The sequence below is a fragment of the Rummeliibacillus sp. NPDC094406 genome (assembly GCF_044763875.1).
In the GTDB taxonomy this organism is placed as follows: domain Bacteria; phylum Bacillota; class Bacilli; order Bacillales_A; family Planococcaceae; genus Rummeliibacillus.
The window spans coordinates 181,263-204,002 of record NZ_JBIWGZ010000005.1 but is presented as its reverse complement, the minus strand read 5'-3'; the positions used below and the strand labels follow the sequence as shown (position 1 = coordinate 204,002).

The following is a 22,740-nucleotide window of genomic DNA, read 5'->3' as shown; positions in this document are numbered from 1 at the left end:
TTGTTAAACATATCGAAAATAAAAAAGCACCACTGTATTAGATTTATACAGTGGTGCGATGAAAATTATTAATGAATATCTTTTTTCTTAAAGTTTCCACCTTGGATTTCAGACATGTTACTAAATGCTAGAAAGGCAGTTGGATCGACGTCTTGTACGATAGATTTTAACTTTGCTTCTTCAAGTCGGCTGATTACACAAAAGATGACTTGTTTTTCGTCTTTAGTATAGCCACCCTTGCCGTTAAGATAAGTGATACCACGGCCTAGGCGATCCATGATGGCTTCACCAATTTCATCTGATTGATCACTAATAATCCAAATTGATTTTGTTTGGTTAAACCCTTCTGAAACAAGATCAATTGTTTTAAAGGCAATGAAATAAGCGATTAAAGAATACATGGCACGATCTAAGCCAAATAAAAAGCCAGCGCTTCCTAAAATGAATAAGTTCATGAACAATATAATTTGCCCGACAGAGAATGGAAGCTTTTTGTTAAATAAAATAGCCAACGTTTCACTACCATCTAAACAGCCGCCTGCTCTAATTGCGATCCCTACGCCTATACCAAGCATAATACCGCCAAGAACAGTAGCTAGAAGTGTATCATTTGTGAATGCTTGTCCATGTGGAAAGAAAGATGTAGCAAGTGATAATACGGCAATGCCGTATGCTACTGAAATAGTGAAACTTTTACCAATTTGTTTATACCCTAAATAGAGAAATGGTATGTTGAATAAAAAGAGGAATAGACCAAGTGACGTGCCTGTTATGTGAGATGCCATCATGGCAATACCCGTAACACCGCCGTCGATTAAATTGTTGGGGATTAGCACTCTTTCAAGGCCAATTGCCATGATTAAAGCACCAAGAGTAATTAAAGCAAAACGGATAACGATTCTTTTATGTTTTGCTTTCTTTTTCGATATACCATCTGAATTGTCATTATTGCTCATCAAACCACCATCCTTATATTTTTTGTACCATGAATAATTATAGAACTTCAAGTGATAGCTATTGGAAAACTCTAAAAATATCATGGTAAATAATAGAAAAGTAATAACGGATGAATCGAGCATGAAGCATCGGGGCAAGTAAAAAGGAGTATCAGAGGAAGTAAAACAAACTCATATGAACTAAAAAAATACGATAAAAACGTCTATAAAATGCAATAAAGAATATCAAAACTGATCTTCGGAAAATTATGTTTAAAGAGATAAAAAAAGCTCTTCATTATTCGCGTCAGCATAAAAGGGACTAGCTAAAGCTAAAGACGCGCACAAGAAGAGCATTTATTATTTAATTTTAGGTAGTTGCCTGCTAATCGTTAAAACTAACAGAAAGCCCCGCTTTAAATTATTGATGTCCTTGTGAGAACCATTCTGCAACGTTCCATACTTTTGTAACTAGGCCATCATAAAATTCTGGTTCGTGGCTGACTAATACGATTGTGCCTTTGTATTCTTTCATGGCACGTTTTAATTCTTCTTTTGCATCGATATCCAAGTGATTTGTCGGTTCATCGAATAGCATCCAGTTACTTTCTTCCATCATTAATTTACAAAAACGAACTTTTGCTTGTTCTCCACCGCTTAGTTGATTTAGTGGACGGGAAATGTGTTCATTTTTTAACCCTGTTTTAGCAAGTAATGCTCGTACAGTTGCTTGTTCTAAAGAAGGATATGCATTCCATACATCATCTATTGGTGTGATAGATCCTGCTTTTACTTCTTGTTCAAAATAAGAAGGGAATAAGAAATCACCGCGTTCTACTTTACCGCCAAGTGCTGGGATTTTGCCTAGCATTGTTTTCAATAATGTAGATTTACCAACCCCGTTCATACCAACTAGAGCAATTTTTTCACCGCGTTCAATTTGGAATGTAAGTGGTGGAAGTAATGGTTTATCCTTGTCATACCCAATTAGTAAATTCTCAGCATCTACTACATAGCGACTTGAGCTACGTGATTCTTTGAATGAGAATTGTGGTTTTGCAGCTGTCTCAGGACGATCAATACGCTCCATACGATCTAATTGTTTTTGACGAGATTTCGCACGACCAGTTGTTGAGAATCGAGCTTTATTTTTTGCGATAAAAGTTTCTTGTTTTTTAATGAAATCTTGTTGCTTTTCATAGGCATCAATATGTTGACGTTTATTGATTTCTGCAAGTTCTAGGAACTTCTCGTAAGTTGCTGTGTAGCGAGTTAGTTTTGAGAATTCCAAATGGAAAATAACATCAACTACCCCATTCATAAATTCAGTGTCATGTGAAATTAACAAGAAGGCATGCGGATAATCTTTTAAGTAATTACTTAACCAAGTGATATGCTCTTCATCTAAATAGTTTGTTGGTTCGTCTAATAGCAATACTTTTGGTTTTTCCAAAAGAAGTTTTGCTAACAATAATTTTGTTCGTTGACCACCAGAAAGGGCAGTGACGTCACGGTCTAAGCCTATTGCATCTAGTCCAAGACCACGTGCAACTTCTTCGATTTTCATATCTAATGTATAAAAATCACCTGCATCCAGAGCATCTTGAATAACTGCCATCTGTTCAAGAAGATCTTCTAATTCTTCAGGTGTTGCATCTGCCATTTTAGTTGTGATTTCATTTAATTCTTCTTCTTTTTTATAAAGAGGTAAGAATGCATCGCGCAATGTATCACGCATTGTTCTACCTGGTGTTAATATTGCGTGTTGGTCTAAATAGCCATAATGTGTACCTGGAAGCCATTCAACACGGCCGGCATCGTGGATTAGTTCGCCTGTAAGAATGTGCATTAATGTAGATTTACCAACGCCATTTGCGCCGACAAGACCAACATGTTCACCTTCTACAATGCGAAAAGATACATCTTTAAAAAGGGTACGGTCGCCAAAGGTATGGCCTAATTTTTCAACTGTTAATATACTCATGTGTTATCGGGTCCTCCGTATCCATGCATGGAGAATCTGCATGGGTAGTATTGTGATTTGTTTAGTGTATAGTATCTAATTTAAATATTTTAAAGGATTTCTCGGTGCGCAGCAAAAAGCGCCGCTATATAAGCAGGCGCTTTTAGGATTCACAAGCTTCAAGTTGCTTGTTAAGTTCTGCAAGCTGTTTTTCCATGTCTGATAGACGTTTTTCTGCTTTTTCGATAAGTTCAGGATATCCTGTAGATTCTAGCTTTTCGATATCCCCTTGTTGGCGAATATAGTCACTTTTAAGTTCTGCGATTTGATATAGTAATTCATTTTTTGTTGGCATGATAATGCTCCTTTATGAAGTTAATTCATCGTGTATTAATGTTCACTCATTTGTAGTTATTGTATCATACCGCTTGTTTTCTTGGCTTGCTCTTCTATTAAAAAAGCAGTTGATTTTGCGTGACTTGTGATGAAACTCTTTAATAATGATTGTACATATTGATTATTCCGGTTTAAATCGATATTTAATTGCTTACGCACGGCATGTTCACGTCTTGCATCATGTAGTATAAATTCCATCACTGCATTTTGTAAAAGAGATTGTTTCAGTTTTTTACCCAGCCCTAGGTTAATAAAACCATTTGCTTCAGTAGGGAATATATGTTGCATTTCAAGTTCATCTTGGCAAGTTACGATACATGGAATACCAATAGTCGCAACCTTATATGGAGTGTATTTTGCGCCACAAATTACAATATCTGCCTCTCCTAATAACTCATAAAGGGCATTGTCTTTTTGGATGACTTTAATGTTTTTTCGACTAAGTGCCATCAATTTTAGTTCGTCTACATCATGAGAGTAGCTAGATTGAACGATTACTGAGATTTTGATAGGTATTTGCAATTGTAATAAATGGCGTAAAATACGATAACTTGTATTATCCGCATCCATACCTTCGATGGCAACAATGATATGCGGTTTGTCAGCTAACTCATCGGTCTTTTTATGAATTGCCTGTAATTGCTTCGGTACAACATAAGATGAAGGACCAACTAAATAATGTGGAAGTAATTTTTCACGCTTTTCCTGATACAGCGTATGAAAAACACAATCAGCAGCAGTTCCACCTTCTCCAAAATCATCAAAGTGGAGTACTGTAGGGATAAATGTTTTTAAATGGTCGATTAAAGGTAATTCCGTGCTTCCTACATCATGAATCAGTAAATCAGGTGAGAGCTTAGTAAGTTCTGAAACTAATTGCTTGTCATTTTTATAGACAATTGGGTTAAAACCCTTTTGAATTAAATAATCAATTGCTTGCTCGTCATGATTAACCAGTATTTGAATTTGTTTTCGATCAAACATCGCTGAGAGTGTAACGATTCTTTCAATCGGGTAAAGATTATGACAAGGAGTCACAGCTCCTACTAAAACCGTCTTTTTAGTTGTTTGCTCAGTATGTTGATATTTCATACATCTCCATCCTTTCCGCTGCTATTTTCAATTTATGGGATGAAGAGGAGTAATATGTATAAAATCGTAGTGAAACTAAAGGAACTTTGTATTCAACAAAAGTAATGCAAAAAGTAGATTTAACGTTTCCGTCAAAAGACTGATTTATTGTTATTTTAAGCGTATCACCTTATGAAAGACTTTTGCATTTGTTACAATAACTTTAGGAATTTTGAATTGGAGGTAACATCTTATGAAGATTTTACTTGTTGACGGCACGATTATTGGTCGTAAAACTGGTGCTATTTTAGAGCAAGTTGAACAATATATAAAAGAATTTGATGGGAAATTAGAGATTACCCAATTACATCTTGCTGATTTTGAACACCAATTTGTAGATGGTCGTCCATTCGATCAATACAATGATGATATGAAAAAATTAGTAAAAACAATAGAGGAAGCAGATGGATACATTTTAGCTACGCCAATTTTCCAAGGATCTATCCCTGGTGTCTTAAAAAATACATTTGATTTCCTCAACCCAAAAGCATTGAGATATAAACCGATATCAATAGTGGCGAATGGAGGAACATATCAACATCATTTAGTAGTGGAAAATCAATTAAAACCAATACTTGATTATTTCCGCGCATTAGTAACGCCAAACTATGTCTATACACATGCTGATCATTTCGATAAAGACAACAAAATTATCGATGAAAACGTACACGAACGTCTTCGTGAAATGGCACGCGTATTCGTTAAATATTGCGAATTGAGCAATGACCTACCAAAAGAAACAATTGATCAACATTAATTTATTAATAAAAGATAAAAGCCGTTCCAAAGCGAGCGGTTTTTTATTTTTTTTGAAGTATAATTCTTAGTTTTCAAAAAAATCAAAATATGTTATAATGAATTAATCATATTTGAACGGAGGTGAAGAGAATGAAGAATTCAGCTATGGAGACTCGTGCAAAACTAGATAAGGATATATTTATGTACTTTGCACAAGTCATTACTTTTGGTTTTGCGGACAACGGGATAGGTATGTCCTTTTTTAAAGCAAATCAAATAAAAAACGTAGCTGATTAACCATTCTTTTCACATGTTTTTGACGGAAAAGACTGCTCGTTAATGGGCAGTCTTTTTGCATTTAGAGGCTTTTCGCTACGTATCCGGAGGGAAAGTAGATGTCTATAAAAGCAGAAAACATAACCAAATCATTTGGTGGTCATATTATTTTTGAAAATTTAACAGTTGAGGTTCAAACAGCCGAGCATGTAGCTATTGTAGGTAACAATGGCTGTGGGAAGACAACACTTTTACAATTATTAGCTGGTGTAGAAACACCCGACGCAGGGAGAATTATTAAAAAGAAAGATAGTTCCATTGGCTATTTGCATCAAATTCCTTTTTACCCTAACCATACAGTAAAAGATGTTCTCATGGAGGCGTTCACAACGTTATTGAACATTCAGCGTAAGATGTCAGAACTTGAGCAGCAAATGGCGACAACAGATCAATTAGAAAAAATATTAAAAGAATATGGTCATTTACAAGAGCAATTTATACAACTTGAAGGGTATGAAATGGATTCGAAAATGGCAAGTGTCGCAAATGGTTTAGGCATTAATCACTTACTAAATCAATCATTTTCTGATTTAAGTGGTGGCGAAAAAACAAAGGTAATGTTAGGTCAAATATTGCTACAAAATTCGTCTGTTTTATTGCTAGATGAACCCACTAATCATTTGGATTTACAAGCCATTGAATGGTTAGAAGAATACGTAAAGGATTTTGCAGGTACTGTTATTGTCGTTTCACATGATCGTCAATTTATGAATAATGTTGTACAAAAAGTAATTGAACTAGAAGATGGAGAAGCTAGCACTTTCCATGGAAACTACGATGCATATGTTAAAGGCAAGGAAGAAAAGGTAGAGCAGGAATTTGCCCAATACGAGGAGCAGCAGAAGAAAATTAAGAAGATGAAAGAGGCGATTAAACGGTTAAGACAGTGGGCAAATGAAGCATCTCCTCCGAATCCAGATTTATATCGAAAAGCGAAAAGTATGGAAAAAGCTTTACAACGGATAGAGTTAGTGAAAAAGCCAAAAACAGAAAAGAAAATGAATCTACAACTAGAGGCTTCAGATCGAAGTGGTAAAGAGGTTATCTCAATTGAAAATGTAACCAAAACATATAAATCGTCATTATTTGATGATGTGAATTTCTCGGTTTATTGGCAAGATCGCCTCGCTATCGTTGGAGAAAATGGTACAGGAAAATCGACTCTGCTTAAAATGATGCTGGGAGAAGTCAAACCTGACATTGGGAGATGCATCATTGGTAGCAATGTGAAAATTGGTTATCTCGCTCAACAATTTGAAACTCTAGATGATCAAATCCGATTGATCGATGCATTCCGGGAAAATATTTCAATGACTGAAGAAGAAGCAAGACATGTGCTCGCCCAATTTCTGTTTTATGGATATGATGTATATAAAAAAGTGCGTGATTTAAGCGGTGGAGAGAAGATGCGATTACGATTGGCTCAATTAATGCAACAAGATATTAATCTTCTCATTTTAGATGAACCCACAAACCATTTAGATATTGAATCGAGAGAAGTTCTAGAGGATAATCTTCAGAATTTCGCAGGTACTATTATTGCCGTAAGTCATGATCGCTATTTCTTACAAAAAATATTCACGAAAATAGCCTGGATAGAGCAACAGACAGTTATGATTCATCATGGGGATTATCAATGGGCGAAGGAGAAGCAACAGGCAAATATTATCCACATTCATCGAAAAGCAAAGGATACTAAAACAACGAAGCAAGCTAAGCAATTAACAACTGAACAGCAAATAGAAAAAATCGAAAAAAGAATGCAACAGCCTCATCTATCTGAACAAGAGTATGGAAAGCTAAGAAAGCAATTAGACCGATTATATGAAGATTGGTTAGCTGAATCTTGAGGCTGATATCTGTAATCTATGATCCCCGGCATAATTAAAATATGTCGGGGATTCTTGTATATATCCTAGCTTACAGCATCATTTTTCAATCTATCCGTTATTTCCGTTATAATAGTAGACATTGAGAGGAGCGGAATTATGTCTAAATCATTAGTTTTAGCTGAAAAACCATCCGTTGCACGCGATATTGCGCGCGTTTTAGGATGTCAAAAGAAGGGGAATGGTTTTTTAGAAGGTTCCCAATATATTGTGACATGGGCACTTGGCCACTTAGTCACACATGCAGATCCAGAACAATACGATAACAAATATAAAGAATGGAAAATGGAAGATCTACCGATTATCCCGACCCCATTTAAACTTGTTCCAATTCGTCAAACAACCAAACAATTTAATGCGGTGAAATCACAATTAGCTCGTCAAGATGTAAACCAAATCATTATCGCGACAGATGCTGGACGTGAAGGAGAGCTTGTTGCACGTTGGATATTGGAAAAAGCCAAATGCCACAAACCGATCAAACGTCTGTGGATATCTTCTGTAACGGATAAGGCAATCAAAGACGGTTTTGCACATTTAAAAGACGGACGAGCATATAACAATTTGTATGAAGCAGCCGTTGCACGTGCAGAAGCAGACTGGGTTGTGGGGATCAACGCCACTCGTGCATTAACGGTTAAATACAATGCACAGTTATCAACAGGTCGTGTCCAAACGCCAACACTTGCAATGATTGCAGAACGTGAAGAACAAATTAAAAATTTTAAACCAAAAACATATTATGGTCTACAAGCAGTAACAAACGATGCAACATTTACATGGTCTGAAAAAGGTACAAACCAAACACAATCATTTAACAAAGAAAAAATCGAGCAGTTACTAAAAAAACTCGACAATGTACATGAAGCTACAGTACAAGATGTACAAACAGTCCCTAAAAAAACATTTGCACCAACACTATTTGACTTAACAGAGCTACAAAAAGAAGCACATAAACGTTGGGGATGGTCTGCTAAAGAGACGTTATCCACATTACAAAATTTATATGAACATCACAAAATCGTGACTTATCCACGAACGGATTCTAAACATTTAACATCTGATATGGTTGGTACGTTAGCAGAACGTATTAAAGCATCAGCAGTTGGGGATAACCGTGCTGCAGCCAATACATTATTACGAAACAACCAAGTAAAACCACAAAAAGGGATAGTGGATAACGCGAAAGTTTCAGATCATCATGCGATCATTCCTACAGAAGATCCAGCCATTTTACCAAATCTATCGGATAAAGAGAGAAAATTATACGACCTAATTGCAAAACGCTTTTTAGCCGTATTCTTTGGCCCTTATCAATATGACCAAACAACCGTAACACTCGTGGCAGATGGCGAAACATTTAAAGTAAAAGGTAACACTGTACGCGATGAAGGTTGGAAAAAAGTCTATCACCAAGATGATGAAGAAACTGCTGTTAAAACATTACCAGTTTTTAAAAAGGGTGAAACTGTTAAACTTCGTGCTATTGCTATGACTCATGGCGAAACAAAGCCACCAGCTCGTTTCAACGAAGGTACACTACTTGCAGCGATGGAAAACCCTACACAATTTATGAGTGGAGAATCCAAAGAGTTAATCCAAACATTACATGAAACAGGTGGCATTGGTACGGTTGCAACGCGTGCTGATATTATTGAAAAATTGTTTAAATCATTTGTCATTGAGAAAAAAGGCAAAGACTTATACACAACATCAAAAGGTCGTCAGTTATTAGAACTTGCACCAGCTGATTTAAAATCTCCAGCATTAACAGCAGAATGGGAAAAAGAATTAACAAAAATTGCTAAAGGTACAGCGAAAAAATCCGATTTTATTAATAATATGGTTAATTTTTCTAAAAACGCTGTAAGAGATATTAAAGCAAATGATAAAAAATTCAAACATGATAATGTCTCTGGAAAACAATGCCCGGAATGTGGAAAACTATTACTAGAAGTCAATGGTAAACGTGGCAAAATGCTAGTCTGTCAAGACCGTACTTGTGGATATAAGAAAAAAGTCTCCACATTAACAAATGCACGCTGTCCAGTTTGTCATAAAAAATTAGAACTACGTGGTGAAGGTGATGGCCGTATTTTTGTATGTTCATGTGGTCACCGAGAAAAGCTATCGGCATTTGAAAAACGTAAACAGGCAACAGGTAATACAAAAGTGTCGAAACGTGACGTTCAAAAGTACATGAAAAAACAAGAAGAGCCAGCAAATAACGCTATGGCTGAAGCATTACAAAAATTATTTGGCAATAATGATAAGAAATAACGTTACAATAGTAGTAAAATTTTCCTGTAAAATATCATAGCCAAATTTGAGAAAAAAGGCATTTTAAAATCTCAAATATTGGTGCTAATATAGTTTTAACTATTTTGATATTAATAAAGGGGGGATTGACATGAATATAGCTTCTCTTGTAAGCAATCGCTATACAGAAATTGAAAATCGTAAGCGGGCACTTCGTCAGAAAACAGCAGATAATGCTTATCGCAAAAATGCTCAATATTTTAAGCCGAATTTTAATCCAGCACTCGAAGAACTAGTGGAGTTATTGACCGGAAAAAAAGAACAAGAGCACCAACCCGAAGTACAATCTGCTATTCGTGATTTGAAACAAAACCAGGAAACAGCAGTTAAGGCTGAGGGAGAGTCAAGTATCATAGTTGAGAAGGATGTAAATATTGAGAAAATGGAAGTTTCCTCTTTGTTGCAGGCAATCACATCTTCTCAAAGTGCCCCTCACGATCAGACAATTGCGATTCTAGAGGATGTACGTCTCGCAGCATTAGCTCCAGAAAATCCGAGTAAACAGGATTATCAAGTTGTCGCTACTGCTACTGAAACAATTCAACAAGCTAAAGGTCAATCTACTCAAGCAGGTGAACCATTAAAAGTGGCCCAAATGAATGGGCAGGAGAAAGATGAGACTGCTAAGAAACGTTTTTTTAAAAAAGCAATATCTCGTTACTCCTTCCATGTGCAAATGGCTAAACAAGGATTCCAGTTTGCACAACCAACTATCTATCTGGCTGTATAGAGGAAGTGTTATTCTATGGCAAAACATAAAATGCAAAAAACAAACGCAGTACGTCTTTTAGATCAAAAAAAAATTCCATATGTACTTGCAGAATATGAAGTAGAAGAAGGAAAAATCGACGGCGTATCGGTTGCAACGAAAATTAGCCAACCAGTAGAAAAAGTGTTCAAAACGCTTGTAGCAACAGCGGGTAAAGGAAATTTCTATGTTTTTGTTATACCTGTAGCTGAAGAGTTGAACTTAAAAAAAGCTGCTAAAGCTGTTGGTGAAAAGAAAATTGAAATGCTTCATGTAAAGGATTTACTACCTAATACAGGCTATATCCGCGGTGGTTGTTCACCAATTGGCATGAAAAAGTATTATCCTACATTTATCGATATTTCTGCTGAACAAGTGGATGAAATGTATGTTAGTGCAGGGAAAATCGGTATGCAAATTTGCATTGTGCCAGAAAATCTAGTAAAAGCTACTAATGCAAAATTAGTATCACTTACTTGAAATTAATAATATTCTTGATACAATTAAAAAGCTAATTAATGAAAAGCCATTTATGTACTAGCATAAAATGGCTTTTCGTTTGTAATTGTAGAAAGAAGGATTTATATGCAAAAAGCAAATATATGGCGTTGGTTATTCTTTTTTACAGGAATTATGGTCATAGGCCTTGGTATTGCGTTAACTGTAAAGGGCCAACGTTTTGGTGTAGGTTCTTGGGACGTTCTACACATTGGTTTATATAATCATTTTGGTTTATCGATTGGAGCATGGTCCGATATTGCAGGGATTACTATTATTACAATTTCTTCAATCGGCTTACGTCAATTCCCGAAAATCGCAACATTTTTGAATATGATTTTCATCGGAGTATTTATTGATTTCTTCAACTGGTTATTACCAGATGTTCATGCGATCTCATTTCAATTTATGGACTTTATCTTAGGGGTTATTTTAATCGCAGTGGGTGGAGGCATTTATATTTCCGCTAATTTAGGTGCAGGTCCTCGTGATAGTTTAATGTTACTGGCCGTGGAAAAATTCCACTGTAGTATTACTTTAGCGCGTACGATTATGGAAATTGTTGTTGCATTTGCAGGTTATCTTCTTGGAGGACCTGTTGGAATTGGGACAATTATTATGGTATTTGCACTTGGTCCTATTGTTCAATTGTCTCTTGGAGTTTGCCGTAAATTATTGATGAAATGTATTGGTGACGAACAAGTTGCATTCTTCTAATATAGAGAATTGATAAGGAGACTCCCTAAAGTAATCTTTAGGGAGTCTCTTTTTTTGTCGATAAAATATGTATTTAATAGCAGTTTTCTAATTTTATTAATGGTTTTATTTACATATAGTATCACGTATTTAGGCACTCTTTTAACTTAAAAAAAATCCTACCGTTGCACCATTTTCTGAATATTCAATAATGTTAGAATAAATTATGTAATCGTTTCAAAATAATGGACGAAAGGGGTTTTTCTTTGAAAAAGGTTAAATGGGTTTCTTTATTACTATCAAGTAGCTTAGTACTATCGTTGATGAGTCCTTTGTCGAGTGAAAAAGTTAGCGCTGAAACAAAGTCTTATGAAAATTGGAATACAGATCGATATGGTGATCGAATTGATATCGATCATCAGCTGAGCAAGCAAACTGAAAGTGCTGATTTCCAAAAGAAAGTTGAGGAAAAGATTAAAGAGCAAGCTAGTGAAGTGAAGGCTTTAGTAACTTCAGATGAAAAGGTAGATCCTAACTTCACATACGATGGTGGTACCAAAGTATTCTTAAATCGAAATAAAAAATTTAAGGAATTTACGTTGCGAAGTGTTGGGGACAATGTAGAAGTCTGGGTGGCACATGATTTATCTTATGGACCAAATAATCCACGACAACCTGATGTTGTCACACAAGCTCAAGTGGACAAGCTACGAGATGAATTTGATAAAAATATTTATCCGAAAGCAACAGATTTCTTTGGTACACCAGATTCGTTAGACGGATCCAAATCGCCATTACCAGAAATGGTTGGATTACCAAAAGACTACTATACAGGTTCTAACAAAGTCATTATGCTGGTTGATAATATTCAAGATGAAGGATGGAATAATCCCAACTATCCATTCTTTGTAGCCGGTTTCTTCTGGCAAACAATAGAAGACTTTATTGATCGAAATATTATTACAATCGATACCAATTCATGGGATACTCGTTTAGAATCTACTTTCTTTGGCACAACAATCCATGAATTACAACATCTAATTCAAGCGGATAATGATCCATCTGAGGAATCATGGGTTAATGAGGGGATGTCTACTTTCGCTGAATATCTAGGAGGTTATGGACATGAAGATGGTTCGATTAATTTCTTCCTTGATCACCCTGAAAACTCACTGGTAAACTGGGATGAACATAATAGTGCAGAAACAGGTCCAGAAACAATTGCTGATTACGGTGAAGTTTATTTATTCATGCTTTATCTATATGATAAATTTGGACATGACTTTATCAAATCATTAGCAACTGACGGTACTTCACAAGGTATTGAAAGTATTGAGAATGTTTTAAAACAATACAAAACGAATAAAGACTTTACGAAAGTTTATCAAAACTTCATGACAGCTCTAGCTCTAGATGATAGCACAGTAAGCAAAGATTACAATATTGATAGCATTGATTTACGTGATTTAGTGGTTGATAGACAAGGCACAAAACGTGGCAAAACAATTGATTTTGAAAAAGCACAAGTGTATGAAAAACAGGGTGTCCCTGCTTGGGGAGGAGATTTCAAATCACTTGATTTTACAAAAGAAATTAGAGGAATGAAGTTTAATGGTGCTGATTTCTTACCACTACAATGGAAAACTGTTGCAGATCCACTCGGTTCTGGAAAACAAGTTTTATGGGGCAATACAGGTAGCCAAGCTGATAATCAAATGATCTTTGAAGCAGATTTATCTTCTACTAACAAAGCAACATTGAACTTTGATCACTATTATCAAATTGAAGAGCAATGGGATTTCGGGGCTGTTCAAGTGTCCACAGATAATGGGGAAACATGGACAAGTCTAGCAAATGATCATACAAGATCAGATATTACTGCAGAAGGTTATCCAAATACACAAGCTAATCTACCTGGCTTTACAGGAACGAATAAAAAATGGACTCCTGAAACGTTTGACTTATCCAAATATGCAGGAAAGAAAGTGTTAATTGCATTCCGCTATATGACTGATTGGGGCTCAGAAGAAGCTGGCTGGTACGTGAAAAACATTAGCATCCCTGAAATTGGACTATCAAAATCAGGTACATCAACTGATGGTTTCCAATCTATTGGTCAGTTGAAAAAAGAATACCTTGATTATGTCGTGACTTTTATCCAAACAAAGAAAAATGGTAAAGAGCGCGTTTATCATGTGAATCCATTTAATGTAACAGATACTCAAGCCCTTGATATTCAGAAAATATTAAAAGAAGGCAATGTGAAGATGATTACTTCTTATGCAGCAAAACCAGGACAACTGAATCCATTAGATTACTCTTATGAGGTTATCTTAAAAGGAGATAAACCGAATAACGGTAATCAAAAAGGTAAAAATAAATAATTTTATGTAATGAATACTGTCTATTAAGGTCAAATTATATTAGCAGAAACGAAAAACAAGATAATTTGTTTTTCGTTTCTGCTTTTTAATATTTTTATGTTAAATTGAAAATTTCTTGAAATAGGCAGTTAGTGTGTTTACTTACTTCATCTTTTTATCTATTAACATATTAGCCTCTAACACATTCATTTTATCTTCTCCTAACACACCAAACACCTTTTTGGATGTGGCCTCTTTTATAATATTTTGCACCTCTTCTTTTGCTAAATGAGATGCTGCTGCAATACGATCAATCTGTATTTCAGCTGAAGGAATTGAAATATGTGGATCTAGCCCAGAGCCTGAACTTGTGATTAAATCAGCCGGAATATCTTTTTTAGAGACAGATGGATTGTTCTTTAAAAATTCTTCTACACTCTCATTCATTCGTTTCGTCAACTCTGGATTAGATGGAGCGTAGTTAAAGTTTCCAGAACTAACACCTGCATAGTTTGGATCATTTTTTTCATATACATTATAATTCACACTTGAAACGCGACTAATAAAATGAGCTGGATTTTCAAAGGTTTGACCGATTAATTTCGATCCGACTACTTTACCATCTATCTTAATCAGACTACCATTTGCTTTATCATGGAAAACTAGTTGTGAAACACCAGTTACAGCAAATGGATAAATAAGGCCGCAGATAATCATCATCACAACAGATGTTAAAAAAGCTACCTTGATTTGTGGGAATATTTTTTTCATCGTCATGACTCCTTTCTAAATTCCTATCATTTTTAATAGTGGTGCAATAATAATATCGATTACTTTAATGCCGATGAAGGGAACAATCGCACCGCCAACTCCGTAAATTATGCTGTTTTTGATCAATAGTTTTGATGAACTCATCGCTTTATATTGCACACCTTTCATCGCCACAGGAATGAGTAGGGGAATGATAATGGCGTTGAAAATAAGCGCTGAAAGAATAGCACTGGTTGAAGACTCTAAGTGCATAATATTTAAACGATTCATCTCTGGAATGCCGATTAATAAAATTGCTGGGATAATCGCAAAATACTTCGCAATATCATTTGCGATACTGAATGTTGTTAGTGCTCCTCGAGTCATTAGAAGTTGTTTTCCAATTTCCACAACTTCAATAATTTTAGTTGGATCGGAATCTAGGTCAACCATATTTGCTGCTTCTTTGGCAGAGTTTGTACCTGTATTCATTGCCATTCCAACATCTGCTTGAGCAAGTGCTGGTGCATCATTTGTACCATCACCTGTCATAGCGACAACTTTCCCTAGTTTTTGTTCATCTCTTATGACTTGAATTTTATCTTCTGGTTTGCTTTCTGCAATGAAGCCATCAACTCCAGCTTCTTTTGCGATTGCTGCGGCAGTGAGTGGATTATCTCCAGTACACATAATGGTTTTAATGCCCATTTCGCGTAGCTGTTTGAAGCGCTCTTTCAAACCAGACTTCACAACATCTTTTAAGTAAATCACACCGAGAATCAATTCATTTTTCATTACAACTAAAGGCGTTCCACCTTCGTTTGATACAACATGAATAAGCTTTTCTAAATCTCTCGGTACAGCCTTGCTTTCTTTCTTAATCGTGTCATAAGCACCTTTTCGATACCGTACACCATCTGCAGTATTGAGACCGCTCATTCGTGTTTGTGCAGTGAATGGTATATGCTCACTTGATTGAATGATCTGTTCGACATCTTGCACAGTAAGTTTTTGCTCCTTAGCTAAAGCGATAATCGATTTTCCTTCTGGTGTGTCATCAGTTAATGAACTTAAATAAGCCGCTGTCGTTAGTTCTTCTTGGTTAACACCGGATACAGGAAGAAAAGCTGTCGCCATGCGATTTCCGTGAGTAATTGTTCCTGTCTTATCTAAAATTAATGTATCTACATCCCCACATGCTTCTACTGCTTTCCCATTCATCGCAATCACATTGAATTGTGTTACGCGGTCCATTCCTGCGATACCAATTGCAGATAGTAATCCCCCGATTGTTGTTGGAATAAGACATACTGTTAATGCGATTAAAGTTGCAATGGAAATGTCGATGTTTAAATATTGCAGCATTGGATAAAGCGTCATAACCACTAATAAGAAGATGATGGTTAAACTTACGAGCAATGTACTTAATGCAATTTCATTTGGAGTCTTTTTCCGATTTGCTCCTTCTATAAGAGAAATCATTTTATCTAAAAAGGACTCTCCTGGAAGTGAAGTGATTTTAATGGTTAATTCATCACTTGTGACAATCGTACCTCCTGTAACAGAAGAGAAGTCTCCACCTCTTTCCTTCACGACTGGCGCAGATTCACCTGTAATAGCAGATTCGTCTACAGTTGCAATTCCATCGACTACTTCACCGTCATTTGGGATCGTTTCACCTGCACGAACGATCACAATATCACCATGTGTAAGTTCACTAGCTTGTTTCATTACTTCATTTCCATCTATAATCACTCTTGCAGATGTAGAAGATTTGGTTTTTTTCAGAGTGGCAACTTGGGCTTTCCCTCGACCTTGTGCGATTGATTCTGCGAAATTTGCAAACAAAATCGTTAAAAATAACACAACTGCAACAACGCCATTATATAAACGTAGATTTTCTTCTCCTGCATGGAATAGAGAAGGAAAGATTGATAACAGTACAACTAGGAAAAAGCCGATTTCTACGACAAACATAACAGGGTTTTTTAACATATATATAGGATTAAATTTTTTAAAAGCACTTACGAATGAAGTGGCTACAATTTCCTTTGTTAAGAGGCCATTCTTTTTTGCTCCCATGTTCTCACTCCTTTTCATGAGTTAAGCTGTAAAAATTCCGTAATTGGTCCAAGTGCAAGCGAAGGTAAGAATGTTAATGCACCAACAACGAGGACAATTGCGACCAGGAATACAGTAAATGTCGCATTATTTGTTTTCAATGTACCGACTGATTCATTGTGTACGAGTTTTTTCGCTAGTAATGAAGCAATAGCGATTTGCAGCACAATGGATGTATAGCGGCCAAAAAACATAGCCAAACCGGTTGTTACATTCCAAAATGTTGAGTTATCTGCTAACCCCTCAAATCCTGAACCGTTATTCGCAGAAGATGATGCAAATTCATAAAGAACTTGTGATAAGCCATGAGCACCTGGATTTGTAATCCCCGCTACTCCACCAGCTGTAATAACTGCTAATGCTGAGAAGCCAAGAATAATAGTAGGGTGAATTAAAATACAAAGAGCAATGAGTTTCATTTCTTTTGCTTCGATTTTCTTCCCTAAAAACTGTGGCGTTCGACCAATCATTAAACATGCAATGAAGATTGTAAGAAGAACGTACATCATCATATTCATCAAGCCAACACCTTTACCGCCGAATACGACATTTAGCATCATGTTGAATAACGGTACTAAACCTCCAAGGGGTGTTAACGTGTCATGCATATTATTTACAGTTCCTGTCGTAAATGCTGTCGTTACAGCAGTAAATAATGAAGATTGCGCGATACCGAAGCGTGTTTCTTTGCCCTCCATATTGCCTGTATGATCATCAATACCAATTGCATGGATTGATGGATTACCTGATTTTTCACTTAGATATACAACTGCAGCCCCCATTAAAAAGATGATACTCATTGCTATGAATATCGAAGCTCCTTGTTTTCCTATCCAAACTTTTTTATCACGTTTTTTCCGATATGCAATCATTAAACCAAGTGTTACAACACAAGCCCCTGGCAGTAACATCATTGAAAGCATTTCTACTATATTGGATAGTGCAGTTGGATTTTCAAATGGTGTGGATGAGTTCGCTCCATTAAAACCACCTCCATTTGTTCCTAGGTGTTTAATTGATTCCATTGCAGCAATGGGTCCAAACGCAATGTCTTGTTGTTTATGCTCAATCGTAGTTAAAGTAATATTCTCTTTAAACGTTTGAGGGACACCTTGCGATACGAGAATAAGAGAAACAACAAAAGATAAAGGCAATAAAATACGGGTAATAACGCGTACAAAGTCAACGTAGAAATTACCAAGTACGTCTGTTTTAGCAATTAGTCTTCGGCAAAAAGCCATACATACGGCATAACCCGATGCTGCGGACGTGAACATCATGAAGATTATTACAAGCATTTGAGATAGATAGCTTAAACTCGATTCACCGCTATAATGCTGAAGATTCGTATTCGTCATAAAGGAAATGATCGTATTAAACGATAATGTCGTCTCCATATTTCCAATATCATTGGGATTTAAAAAAAGTGCGGATTGGATACGTAAAATGAAATATCCAATAGCAATCATTACAGCATTTGAAAATAGTAAAGAGAAAATATATTGTTTACCTGTCATATCCTCTTGCTTAATTGCGCTCAGTTTATAAATGATGTTCTCCACTCGATTAAAGAAACCATCGCCCCACATCTTTTCCTTCATCGTAACTTTATATAAGTAGCGTCCAGCGATAAGGACGAGTGGTAAATAGATAAGCAAAACAATCGTAATTTGCCACATGGTAAAGGACCTCCTTTAGTACTTTTCTGGATTTAGTAAAGCGTGTACGAGATATCCAATTAAAATAATCATGATCATTAATAAGATCCACATCTGATTTCACCTCTACTTTTCAACTTCTTTGTAGCACCATATTGTTAAAGCAAAAAGACTCGTAAAGCTTATTATTAATATGAAAATCATGTATAATTCCAACATTTTGCACATCCTTTCTTGCTTGTGATTGGTTTTACTATAGGTGAAAAGAAATTAATGTAGTGTTTGGATTTTAGATTAGACATTAAGATGGCATTAAGATGTTTGGAAGAACGTCCTTTTTGTGTGGAAAGTAATTATAATGAAGGCAAGGGGGATGTTGAAGTGACTCAATATTCAAATCATAAGCGTGGTCAGTTAAAGATATTTTTGGGTTATGCAGCAGGTGTTGGAAAGACTTATACCATGTTAAAAGAAGCAAAAGAGCAACTCAAACTAGGGACAGATGTTGTCATTGGCTATATAGAGCCACATCCTCGTAAAGAAACAATGGAGCTGCTAGAAGGATTTGAAGTAGTACCTACAAAGTCTATTTCATATAAGGGAAAACATTTTACGGAATTAAATCTAGATGGCATTATTCGGCGTGCACCTGAACTTGTTTTAATTGATGAATTGGCTCATACGAATACACCTAATCTTAGGCATACCAAGCGATATGGGGATGTAGAGGAACTACTAAATCAGGGGATTAATGTGTATACCACTCTAAACATTCAGCATATTGAAAGTCTACATGACCTTGTTGAAGAAATTACGCATATTAAAGTTCGTGAGCGTATACCAGATGCAATTATCGACCAAGCATCACAGATTAAACTCGTCGATATTGAACCTGATGAGTTAATTGAAAGATTAAAAGAAGGCAAGATTTATAAAAAAACGTATGTAGAGAAAGCTTTAAATCATTTCTTTCAAATTAATAACCTTATAGCATTAAGGGAAATTGCGTTAAGAAGAATTGCTGATACAATTCATAATAAAACGAACAATTCCTATGTAAATGCTATGCAAAATAATGTGCTAGAACATATATTGGTGGGGATTAGTAGCTCTCCTACGAATGCAAAAGTAATCCGAACTGCTGCTAGACTTGCACAAGCATTACATGGTAAATTTACCGCTCTTTATGTAGGGCGAGATACCAACCAAACGATGTCTCAAGTAAATGAAGAACGATTAAAGAAAAATTTGAAGCTAGCTGAGCAATTAGGGGGCAATGTTGTTACAGTTCAAGAAGACAGCATTGCTACGGCAATTGCTAATTATGCTCAATTAAGTGGTGTAACAAAGCTTGTTATTGGAAGAACGATAACGAAAGCAACCATTTGGGGAAGAGCGAAAATTACTGATAAGTTAAATGAACTTTTACCGAACTTATCAATCTACATTGTCCCAGATCAAGAAAATACACCAAAGAAGAAGATGGATTATAAAATAGATTTCAAACTACAGCCTTTTGACTTACTTAAGATGATTCTTATCTTTAGCATCGCGTCGATTGTTGGGATGTTCTTTAAATCCCTCGGGATTAGTGAAGCAAATATTATTACGATTTATATCTTAGGTGTATTAATAGTAGCTATTTGGACAACTAGCTGGGTAATGAACATTATTAGTTCACTCGTTGCAGTATTGAGCTTTAACTTCCTATTCACGAAACCAATCTTTTCGTTTGAAGCGTACAATCAGGATTATCCAATGACTTTTATTATCATGTTTGTTTCGGGTGTCATTACAAGTAGCTTAACAAAAAAAGTGAAAATGCAAGAACGACAAGCGATTCAAAAATCCTATCGTATGGAAACATTACTGGAAACCAATCGTAAGCTACAATCTGCATCATCTTTTGAACAATTGATTGAAGAAGGTTCCTCAGAAATTGTTAAACTTACTGAACTCCCAGTATGCTATTACAGTATTAAGGATAAACGAGTTATAAAGCATACATTTTATAAATCACCCTTGCTGTCTTCAGCGCAGAATAATGAACAGGAGAATGAATTCAACAATAAAAATGAGCTTGCCATCGTGCAATGGGTTATAAATAATGAACGTGTTGCAGGCATGACAACGGATGTTTTTAAAGAAGCTTACGGTTATTACGTTCCATTTCTTTCAAATAATAAGGTTACAGGTGTAATCGGAATTTCACTTCATAAAAAAGGACAGTTGCCGACTTTTGAACGTCAAATATTGTATGCTATTTTGAATGATTTTTCGTTCGCGCTTGATAAATGGCAGCTACTGCGTATTAATGAGAATGTACGCCGTGAAAAGGAATTAGAACAAATTCAATCGAATTTGTTGCGCTCTATTTCACATGATTTGCGAACACCACTTACAAGTATTTCAGGACATGCGGATATTTTGAAAACGAATGATTACCATATGTCTATAAATCAGCGCCAAACACTGTATGAAGACATTTATTACAATTCCAATCGGCTTGTACAACTGGTAGAAAATTTACTTGCTGTATCAAAGTTAAGTAATGGACACTTTCCTCTTCAAATTCAAGAGGAATTGATTGAAGATGTTATTAACGATGCAATTTACCAACTTTCAAAAAATAGTACCCGACCAATTCAGGTCCATATTGAACCTGAATTTCTTTTGGCACATATGGACACACGGTTAATTGGGCAAGTACTTATAAACTTACTTGACAATGCGGTGAGCTACACTCCTTACGAAAGTAGTGTCGCTATTTTCGCTTTTGAAAAGGGAGATGATGTCCTTATTGAAGTTCGAGATACAGGAAAGGGTATCTCAGATGAACAAAAGAAAGAACTGTTTCAAACATTTAAAAAGAGTCAAATGGAACAAAGTGACGCAAAACGCGGGCTGGGTATTGGTTTATCTCTTTGTCAAACCATTTTAAAATTACATGAAAGTGAATTAACTGTTCGAGATAATATTCCTCATGGAGCGATTTTCAGCTTTTATTTGAAAAAAGGAGGTGTAGTGAATGAATCGTAAAAAAATTCTTATTGTTGAAGATGATATTGCCATCGGAAATCTTATTAAAATGACTATAGAGCTTCACGACTACGATTATAAACTTGTTACAAAGGGCATTGATGCATTAAAGGAAGTTGTTTCAACACATCCAGATGTCATTATTTTAGACCTTGGTTTACCGGATATGGATGGTATCGACATTATCCTAAAAGTCCGTACCTGGTCGAAAGTTCCAATTATTGTTGTCAGCGCTCGTGGTGAAGAAGCTGAGAAGATTAAGGCGCTTGATATGGGAGCAGATGATTATGTTGAAAAACCATTTAGTGTTGATGAATTGCTTGCTCGCATACGTGTTGCACTAAGACGTTCAGTTACTAATGAAGGCTTAGAAAAAGAGCAACCCACATTTACCAATGGACCACTCTTAATAGATTATTTATCCAATACTGTGTTTGTTAATCATGAGGAAATCCATCTTACACCAAATGAATACAAGCTTTTAGAAACATTAAGTAAAAATCTTGGCAAAGTGCTCACTCACAACTATTTATTAAAACAAGTTTGGGGAGATGCGCTCGACACTGACGTACCAAATTTGCGTGTCTTCATGGCTACACTCCGAAAAAAAATCGAGAAAAATGTAAATCAGCCAAGATTTATTCAAACGCATATTCGGATTGGCTATCGCATGATTCATTGGGAGAAAAATGAGTGATGGTAAGGGGCTGTTCAATAAGTAGATCAGCCCCTCTATGTTGAAATATATATAATCTATTTTTGATTTTACCGTACATATAGAAAGAAATGTGGGTGGCGGTGCGAGACTCCTGGGGGAAAAGCTAGAGGGCACTGAAAAGTCAAAATGTATGAATTTTAATATTAAAATTTTGTGATGCAATTTTTGTTGAAGTGGAATCAGCGAAGACTCCTGCGGAAAGCGAAGCTGATTCCACTTCATGTTATAGCAGATTTGTACTATGAAAATTAGGGATAAAATCGTTTTTCAGTGGCCACAAAAGCAAGCAGTTTGAGATCACATCTTTTAATATTACCTTAAGCTTTATAAAGTAGACTTTTTAGACAGCCCATAACAGGGGATTAGCAGGATTACTCTTTTTAGAAATACAACTGTATTTTTAGAGAGAACATTAAGTGCCTCTTTATAAAGGAATATATAT

18 protein-coding genes are annotated in these 22,740 nt (G+C 35.8%); 10 read left to right on the top strand and 8 right to left on the bottom strand.

Annotation, left to right across the window (positions count from 1 at the left end; translation table 11 throughout):
• Window positions 1–68: 68 nt before the first annotated feature.
• From ACIQ4I_RS14750 to ACIQ4I_RS14735, 4 genes are all read right to left on the bottom strand, one after another.
• Window positions 69–956 carry a YitT family protein gene (locus ACIQ4I_RS14750; protein ID WP_403097235.1) on the bottom strand — a complete coding sequence of 296 codons (888 nt, stop codon included), beginning with the start codon at window positions 954–956 and terminating at the stop codon, window positions 69–71.
• A gap of 400 nt (window positions 957–1,356) precedes the next feature.
• Window positions 1,357–2,919: an ABC-F family ATP-binding cassette domain-containing protein gene (locus tag ACIQ4I_RS14745; protein ID WP_397536947.1), complete on the bottom strand. Its 1,563-nt coding sequence runs from the start codon at window positions 2,917–2,919 to the stop codon at window positions 1,357–1,359.
• Window positions 2,920–3,061: 142 nt separating this feature from the next.
• A complete protein-coding gene (locus ACIQ4I_RS14740; protein ID WP_403097232.1) occupies window positions 3,062–3,253 on the bottom strand; it encodes an SE1832 family protein in 192 nt (63 codons plus the stop codon).
• Between the two features lie 56 nt (window positions 3,254–3,309).
• On the bottom strand, window positions 3,310–4,386 hold the full coding sequence (locus ACIQ4I_RS14735; RefSeq protein ID WP_403097229.1) for a PseG/SpsG family protein: 1,077 nt from the start codon (window positions 4,384–4,386) through the stop codon (window positions 3,310–3,312).
• A 232-nt stretch (window positions 4,387–4,618) separates the two neighbouring features.
• Here ACIQ4I_RS14735 and ACIQ4I_RS14730 point away from each other — a divergent pair, with 232 nt between their 5' ends.
• The 8 genes from ACIQ4I_RS14730 to ACIQ4I_RS14695 all read left to right on the top strand — a co-directional run bounded on the left by ACIQ4I_RS14730 (window position 4,619) and on the right by ACIQ4I_RS14695 (window position 14,033).
• Window positions 4,619–5,182 (top strand): NADPH-dependent FMN reductase, encoded by a 564-nt coding sequence (locus ACIQ4I_RS14730; RefSeq protein ID WP_403097227.1) that lies wholly within the window; start codon window positions 4,619–4,621, stop codon window positions 5,180–5,182.
• A gap of 131 nt (window positions 5,183–5,313) precedes the next feature.
• Window positions 5,314–5,460, top strand: coding sequence for an RAxF-45 family protein (locus ACIQ4I_RS14725; protein WP_403097225.1), 147 nt, complete (start codon window positions 5,314–5,316; stop codon window positions 5,458–5,460).
• Between the two features lie 98 nt (window positions 5,461–5,558).
• Window positions 5,559–7,349 (top strand): ribosomal protection-like ABC-F family protein, encoded by a 1,791-nt coding sequence (gene abc-f / locus ACIQ4I_RS14720; RefSeq protein ID WP_403097222.1) that lies wholly within the window; start codon window positions 5,559–5,561, stop codon window positions 7,347–7,349.
• A 138-nt stretch (window positions 7,350–7,487) separates the two neighbouring features.
• Entirely contained in the window at window positions 7,488–9,668 is a 2,181-nt protein-coding gene (locus tag ACIQ4I_RS14715) for a DNA topoisomerase III (protein ID WP_403097219.1), read from the top strand.
• 130 nt (window positions 9,669–9,798) lie between these two features.
• Window positions 9,799–10,437, top strand: coding sequence for a hypothetical protein (locus tag ACIQ4I_RS14710; RefSeq protein ID WP_403097216.1), 639 nt, complete (start codon window positions 9,799–9,801; stop codon window positions 10,435–10,437).
• A 15-nt stretch (window positions 10,438–10,452) separates the two neighbouring features.
• Window positions 10,453–10,935 carry a Cys-tRNA(Pro) deacylase gene (gene ybaK, locus ACIQ4I_RS14705; protein ID WP_403097213.1) on the top strand — a complete coding sequence of 161 codons (483 nt, stop codon included), beginning with the start codon at window positions 10,453–10,455 and terminating at the stop codon, window positions 10,933–10,935.
• Between the two features lie 105 nt (window positions 10,936–11,040).
• Complete coding sequence (locus ACIQ4I_RS14700; RefSeq protein WP_403097210.1) at window positions 11,041–11,670, top strand: YczE/YyaS/YitT family protein; 630 nt, start codon at window positions 11,041–11,043, stop codon at window positions 11,668–11,670.
• A gap of 245 nt (window positions 11,671–11,915) precedes the next feature.
• Complete coding sequence (locus tag ACIQ4I_RS14695) at window positions 11,916–14,033, top strand: choice-of-anchor J domain-containing protein (protein ID WP_403097208.1); 2,118 nt, start codon at window positions 11,916–11,918, stop codon at window positions 14,031–14,033.
• A 141-nt stretch (window positions 14,034–14,174) separates the two neighbouring features.
• Here ACIQ4I_RS14695 and kdpC read toward each other — a convergent pair whose 3' ends face one another.
• Genes kdpC through kdpF form a run of 4 tightly spaced genes read right to left on the bottom strand, consistent with a single transcriptional unit; the run spans window position 14,175 to window position 18,655 of the window.
• Window positions 14,175–14,783, bottom strand: coding sequence for a potassium-transporting ATPase subunit KdpC (kdpC, locus tag ACIQ4I_RS14690; protein WP_403097205.1), 609 nt, complete (start codon window positions 14,781–14,783; stop codon window positions 14,175–14,177).
• 15 nt (window positions 14,784–14,798) lie between these two features.
• Window positions 14,799–16,844, bottom strand: coding sequence for a potassium-transporting ATPase subunit KdpB (gene kdpB, locus ACIQ4I_RS14685; protein WP_403097203.1), 2,046 nt, complete (start codon window positions 16,842–16,844; stop codon window positions 14,799–14,801).
• Window positions 16,845–16,858: 14 nt separating this feature from the next.
• Window positions 16,859–18,562 (bottom strand): potassium-transporting ATPase subunit KdpA, encoded by a 1,704-nt coding sequence (gene kdpA, locus ACIQ4I_RS14680; RefSeq protein ID WP_403097200.1) that lies wholly within the window; start codon window positions 18,560–18,562, stop codon window positions 16,859–16,861.
• A 15-nt stretch (window positions 18,563–18,577) separates the two neighbouring features.
• The gene (gene kdpF, locus ACIQ4I_RS14675; protein WP_119414062.1) at window positions 18,578–18,655 is read right to left on the bottom strand and encodes a K(+)-transporting ATPase subunit F; all 78 of its coding nucleotides are present in this window, start codon (window positions 18,653–18,655) and stop codon (window positions 18,578–18,580) included.
• Between the two features lie 267 nt (window positions 18,656–18,922).
• Between kdpF and ACIQ4I_RS14670 the strand changes: the two genes are divergently transcribed.
• Together ACIQ4I_RS14670 and ACIQ4I_RS14665 are read left to right on the top strand one after the other, a co-directional pair.
• Complete coding sequence (locus ACIQ4I_RS14670) at window positions 18,923–21,580, top strand: DUF4118 domain-containing protein (RefSeq protein ID WP_403097197.1); 2,658 nt, start codon at window positions 18,923–18,925, stop codon at window positions 21,578–21,580.
• The gene (locus ACIQ4I_RS14665; protein WP_403097194.1) at window positions 21,570–22,277 is read left to right on the top strand and encodes a response regulator; all 708 of its coding nucleotides are present in this window, start codon (window positions 21,570–21,572) and stop codon (window positions 22,275–22,277) included. Before ACIQ4I_RS14670 ends, ACIQ4I_RS14665 begins: the two co-directional genes overlap by 11 nt.
• Window positions 22,278–22,740 lie beyond the last annotated feature (463 nt).

Coding starts and splice junctions, on each gene's coding strand:
- abc-f (WP_403097222.1), top strand. CDS start 5,559: ATGTCTATAAAAGCAGAAAACATAACCAAATCATTTGGTGGTCATATT.
- ACIQ4I_RS14740 (WP_403097232.1), bottom strand. CDS start 3,253: ATGCCAACAAAAAATGAATTACTATATCAAATCGCAGAACTTAAAAGT.
- kdpA (WP_403097200.1), bottom strand. CDS start 18,562: ATGTGGCAAATTACGATTGTTTTGCTTATCTATTTACCACTCGTCCTT.
- kdpC (WP_403097205.1), bottom strand. CDS start 14,783: ATGAAAAAAATATTCCCACAAATCAAGGTAGCTTTTTTAACATCTGTT.
- ACIQ4I_RS14665 (WP_403097194.1), top strand. CDS start 21,570: ATGAATCGTAAAAAAATTCTTATTGTTGAAGATGATATTGCCATCGGA.
- ACIQ4I_RS14725 (WP_403097225.1), top strand. CDS start 5,314: ATGAAGAATTCAGCTATGGAGACTCGTGCAAAACTAGATAAGGATATA.
- ACIQ4I_RS14730 (WP_403097227.1), top strand. CDS start 4,619: ATGAAGATTTTACTTGTTGACGGCACGATTATTGGTCGTAAAACTGGT.
- ACIQ4I_RS14735 (WP_403097229.1), bottom strand. CDS start 4,386: ATGAAATATCAACATACTGAGCAAACAACTAAAAAGACGGTTTTAGTA.
- ACIQ4I_RS14750 (WP_403097235.1), bottom strand. CDS start 956: ATGAGCAATAATGACAATTCAGATGGTATATCGAAAAAGAAAGCAAAA.
- kdpB (WP_403097203.1), bottom strand. CDS start 16,844: ATGGGAGCAAAAAAGAATGGCCTCTTAACAAAGGAAATTGTAGCCACT.
- kdpF (WP_119414062.1), bottom strand. CDS start 18,655: ATGTGGATCTTATTAATGATCATGATTATTTTAATTGGATATCTCGTA.
- ACIQ4I_RS14710 (WP_403097216.1), top strand. CDS start 9,799: ATGAATATAGCTTCTCTTGTAAGCAATCGCTATACAGAAATTGAAAAT.
- ACIQ4I_RS14715 (WP_403097219.1), top strand. CDS start 7,488: ATGTCTAAATCATTAGTTTTAGCTGAAAAACCATCCGTTGCACGCGAT.
- ACIQ4I_RS14700 (WP_403097210.1), top strand. CDS start 11,041: ATGCAAAAAGCAAATATATGGCGTTGGTTATTCTTTTTTACAGGAATT.
- ACIQ4I_RS14745 (WP_397536947.1), bottom strand. CDS start 2,919: ATGAGTATATTAACAGTTGAAAAATTAGGCCATACCTTTGGCGACCGT.
- ybaK (WP_403097213.1), top strand. CDS start 10,453: ATGGCAAAACATAAAATGCAAAAAACAAACGCAGTACGTCTTTTAGAT.